We start from the raw sequence: 1,292 nt of genomic DNA, 5'->3' as shown, positions 1-1,292 counted from the left end.
TGGGATGCCGTGCGCTTCGGTGATCAGATGGTGTTTCGAGCCTGTTCGGGCACGGTCGACCGGGCTCGGTCCGGTTTTGGGCCGCCTTTGAGCGCCCGGACGTGGGAGCCGTCGACCACCGCCCTCGACCAATCCAACGCCCCCGCGGCGTTCAACTCGGCCAGCAGTGTTTCGTGCAGCCGCTGCCAGACGCCGGCGGCGTGCCAGTCCCGCAGCCGCCGCCAGCAGGTCATGCCCGACCCATAGCCCAGCTCCTGGGGCAAGAACTCCCACGGTATGCCGGTGTAGAGCACGAACAAGATGCCGCACAACACCTTTCGGTCGTCGAGGCGTTTCCGGCCGGGATGATGTGTCTTGCGGGGGACCACCGGCAGCAGGGGCGCGATCCGCTCCCACAGGTCGTCGTCGATCTCCCACGGCCTACGTTGTGCCGTCGCGCACCTCCAGTCACAAGCGACACAAGAGGAACACCAACCGATCTCGCATCATTCCTCCCACCAGCACCATTCTGTTAGGAGTTCTAAGCCTCGATCCACCGACGGTCTTGTGTCCGTTGGTGCCTGATGAACGAGAAAAGTGCCCTTCGAGCTGGGATGATCGCTGTTGTCTAGGCAGTGATCGGTCCGGTTTCAGAAGGGCACTTCGGGTGCAAGTTTCGCATAGGTTCGCCGCGGAGTCAGCGGTGTTCGATGATCGCAATCTCGTGTCGCTGGCAGGTCTGGTGCCGGTGATGCGGCTGGCCGAACAGACCGGGCTGGGTGAGTTGCTGACCGGGAAGGTGGCGATCGCCGAGCCTCGGATCAAGTCCGGGTCGGCGAACCCTGGCCCGAAACTGGTGACACTGATCGCTGGGATGTGTGCGGGCGCGGACAGCATCGACGATGTCGATGTGCTGCGCAGCGGCGGTATGAGCGCGGTGTTCGACCGGGTGTATGCGCCGTCGACGGTCGGAACCCTGTTGCGGGAGTTCAGCTTCGGGCATGCGCGTCAGCTCGAATCGGTGCTGCGCACGCACCTGTCGCGGTTGTGTGCGCGGGCCGATCTGCTCCCCGGCGCCGGCCAGCGGGCGTTCGTCGATATCGATTCGTTGCTGCGGCCGGTCTATGGCTATGCCAAGCAGGGCGCGTCCTACGGGTTCACCAAGATTTCGGGCAAACAGGTTCTGCGCAAAGGGCTTTCACCACTGGCGACCACGATTGTTGAGCGTCACTCAGGGTGGTGACCACAGCGGCCGGGTTCGTCACTGGGGATGGTGATCTCGGCTCGGGCGGGCTGGTGGGGTTGATCTTGTT

The 1,292-nt window shown here is 64.0% G+C and carries 2 pseudogenes; one reads left to right on the top strand and one right to left on the bottom strand.

What is annotated here, in order from left to right:
* Positions 1–410: pseudogene (locus ACFXN1_RS51855) on the bottom strand (IS5 family transposase); the annotation flags it as partial.
* A 236-nt stretch (positions 411–646) separates the two neighbouring features.
* Here ACFXN1_RS51855 and ACFXN1_RS51850 point away from each other — a divergent pair.
* Positions 647–1,198: pseudogene (locus tag ACFXN1_RS51850) on the top strand (IS1380 family transposase); the annotation flags it as partial.
* Between the last annotated feature and the right edge of the window lie 94 nt (positions 1,199–1,292).

The organism is Nocardia sp. NPDC059154, assembly GCF_042755705.1.
Classification (GTDB): Bacteria; Actinomycetota; Actinomycetes; order Mycobacteriales; family Mycobacteriaceae; genus Nocardia.
The sequence above is the reverse complement of the archived record's forward strand: the minus strand, read 5'-3'. Positions and strand labels throughout refer to the sequence as shown.